Raw genomic sequence first — 3,200 nt, forward strand, 5'->3', positions numbered from 1 at the left:
ACATATTGTCGTCAAGTCATCCCTCTAAAGTCATTTAGTTAGAAGCACAAGGCGAAGGTAGGGGCGGGTATGGAAGAAGGCGCAAGGCCATTGAGCGATATCCCGGCGATCAACCGGTTCCTGAGTTACTGCCGCATTCGCACGGTGCCCTCCAAGACCGTCGTCATCCACGCCGGCGATCTGCCCGATGTGCTGTATTACATCGTCAGCGGCTCGGTCGAAGTGATGATCGAGGATGAGGAAGGCAACGAGATGGTGCTCGCCTACCTCAACAAGGGCCAGTTCTTCGGCGAAATGGGTTTGTTCTACGAACAGCCCACGCGCAGTGCCTGGGTCCGCACGCGTCAGCAGTGCGAACTCGCTGAAATGACTTATCCGCGCTTCCGCCAGCTCGCTGCTGAAAGCCCGGGCCTGGTGTTCGAGCTGGCCACGCAGTTGGCCACTCGCCTGGATCGCACCAATCGCAAGCTCGGCGATCTCGCCTTCGTCGACGTCACCGGTCGTGTCGCGCACGCCATCATGGATCTGTGCAGCGAGCCCGATGCGATGACGCATCCGGAAGGCATGCAGATCAAAGTGAGCCGTCAGGAGCTGTCGCGCCTGGTCGGTTGCTCGCGTGAAATGGCGGGCCGCGTGTTGAAGGTGCTGGAAGACCAGGGCCTGCTGCGCGCCACCGGCAAGACCATCGTGGTGTTCGGCGCACGTCCCAAGATGAAGACCAAGCCGCCGCTGGCCGCTGCTGCCGGTCGTGCTGGTGCGGCTACTGCCGCCACCGCGCCGGCGAGTCGTCGCACTGACGATGACGACGATGATGATGACGATGATTTCGACGACGAGGACGAGGAATAGCACTCGCCCGAGTCATCAACCGACTCACTCAGAAGGCCGCGCAAGCGGCCTTCTCTGTTTGTGGCGCCAGCTACTTCGTGGCCTTAGCCATCTCGGCGCGCATATCGGCGATGGTCTTCTTGTAGTCCTTGGAACCGAAGATCGCCGAGCCCGCGACGAAAGTATCGGCACCGGCCGCAGCGATCTCGCCGATGTTGTCGACCTTCACGCCGCCGTCGATCTGCAGCCGAATGTTCCGTCCGCTCGCAGCGATCAGCTCGCGCGTCTTTCGCAACTTGGTGAGCGCCGACGGAATGAACTTCTGGCCGCCGAAGCCCGGGTTCACCGACATCAGCAGGATCATGTCCACCTTGTCGAGCACATAGTCGAGCACGTTCAACGGCGTGGCTGGATTGAGCACGATGCCGGGATGACAGCCGTGTTCGCGAATCAAACCGATGGTGCGATCGACGTGTTCGCTGGCCTCGGGATGAAAACTGATCCAGCTGGCGCCGGCCGCGGCGAAATCCGGAATGATTCGATCCACCGGCTTCACCATCAAATGCACATCGATGGGCGCGGTGATGCCGTGCTTACGCAATGCCTCGCACACCAGCGGCCCGATGGTGAGATTGGGCACGTAGTGATTGTCCATAACATCGAAATGCACAGTGTCGGCACCGGCCTCGAGCACGGCTTTCACTTCTTCGCCCAAGCGAGCGAAATCGGCGGACAGGATCGACGGCGCGATCCAAGCTGGATTGGTGGAAGGCATGGGAAAAACCTCTCGCTAACTATCGCATCGCGCGCGCTTCACGAAGCACTTCGTAAGCGGCGAGCACTTGCCGGGTTTTTTCCTCGGCAACTTTCATCATCGACTCGGGCAGGCCGCGTGCGACCAACTTGTCGGGATGATTTTGATTCATCAGACGTCGATACGCTTTGGTGACTTCGGCATCGGAAGCATCGCGGGTCACGCCGAGCACGTCATAAGCCTGCTGGACCTTATCGACTCTGGGGCGCGCCTCGGGCGGTTGACGCGACGACTGCTGCATTCGCAGGAGCGCCTCCATCTGCACCACCTCGTAGGCCGACACACCGAGCGAGCCGGCGATGCGCGCCATCACCTGGCGTTCCGCCGCAGTGAAGCTGCCACTCCACAGCACGGTCTGCAGTTGGATTTGAATGAACATGCGCAACACGTCAGGACGGCCGTCCAATTTCGTACGCAGCTGGCGCAGTGTCGCTTCCAGCGGAAATTCCTTTTCCTTGCCTTGAGTGAACAATTGGATGGCGAATTCGATTTCGCGCTCGCCGAGGCGGAACTCGGCCATGATGGCGCGCGCCGCCCGGATGTCGTTTTCCGAAACGCGGCCGTCGGCCTTGGCCATGTGGCCCATGACCAGGAAGGTGGCGCGGAAGAACGCTTCCTGGACGCCCATCGCGGACATCTGGGCCGCGGTGGCATCGTCCGCAGCGTTGCCGCCCAGCCGACCGGCAATGCCGCTCTCCGCCTGGACGTCGAACAGATGCCCAAGAAAAGTGCCGAACAATGCGCCCACCGGACCGGCGGTCACCCCGCCGATCAGTGCGCCTAATGCTTTACCCTGCCAAACCATCGATGCTTGAAGGCCTCGCCACCCGCTGCGACAATTACGCTAGGAATTTATTCCCAGGTCCCTATGGTAGCAGCCTGGTGCCGGACCACCATTCGCCCGACGCTCAAGCGTCTTTTTTCTCTCATTTTTCATCGAGTAAGCCCATCGTGACTCAGCCCTCCCCGCCCATGCTGGAATCCCGCCTGAGCGGTCTCAAGCGCATTTATCAGGGCAAAGTCCGTGACATCTACGCCATCGACGACCAGCAGATGCTGATCGTCACCACCGACCGGCTGAGCGCCTTCGACGTGGTGCTGCCGGACCCGATTCCCGGCAAGGGCGCGGTGCTGAGCAAGATTTCGCGCTTCTGGTTCGAGCGTACCAAGCACATCATCCCCAATCACATCCTGGACACGCCGCTGGAAAGCGTGGTCACCGATCCGACCGAGCGTGCAGCGATTGCCGATCGGTACATGATCGTGAAGCGCCTCAAGGCGCTGCCGGTCGAGGCAGTGGTGCGCGGTTACATCATCGGATCGGGCTGGAAGGACTACCAGCAGACTGGCGCGGTGTGCGGCATCAAGTTGCCCGAGGGCCTGCGTCAGGCCGATCGCCTGAGCGAGCCCTTGTTCACCCCAGCCACCAAAGCAGAGCTGGGCGAGCATGACGAAAACATCGACTACGACCGCACTGTCTCCATCATCGGCCGCGGTCTCGCCGAACAGGTGCGCGCGACGGCGCTCGCGCTGTATCGATTTGCCGCTGAGTACGCAC

3 protein-coding genes and 1 pseudogene are annotated in these 3,200 nt (G+C 61.2%); 2 read left to right on the forward strand and 2 right to left on the reverse strand.

Annotated elements, in window-relative coordinates; translation table 11 throughout:
• Positions 1–69 precede the first annotated feature (69 nt).
• Positions 70–705, forward strand: a pseudogene (gene crp / locus JNL55_RS03625) (cAMP-activated global transcriptional regulator CRP); the annotation flags it as partial.
• Positions 706–919: 214 nt separating this feature from the next.
• Here crp and rpe read toward each other — a convergent pair.
• Positions 920–1,603, reverse strand: coding sequence for a ribulose-phosphate 3-epimerase (gene rpe / locus JNL55_RS03630; protein ID WP_293849386.1), 684 nt, complete (start codon positions 1,601–1,603; stop codon positions 920–922).
• A 19-nt stretch (positions 1,604–1,622) separates the two neighbouring features.
• Entirely contained in the window at positions 1,623–2,447 is an 825-nt protein-coding gene (gene djlA / locus JNL55_RS03635; RefSeq protein ID WP_293849389.1) for a co-chaperone DjlA, read from the reverse strand.
• A gap of 167 nt (positions 2,448–2,614) precedes the next feature.
• On the opposite strand from djlA, the gene JNL55_RS03640 reads away from it, so the two are divergent.
• The coding region (locus JNL55_RS03640) for a phosphoribosylaminoimidazolesuccinocarboxamide synthase (protein WP_293849393.1) at positions 2,615–3,200 on the forward strand (586 nt) is incomplete at its 3' end.

Source organism: Steroidobacter sp. (assembly GCF_016790065.1).
Classification (GTDB): domain Bacteria; phylum Pseudomonadota; class Gammaproteobacteria; order Steroidobacterales; family Steroidobacteraceae; genus Steroidobacter.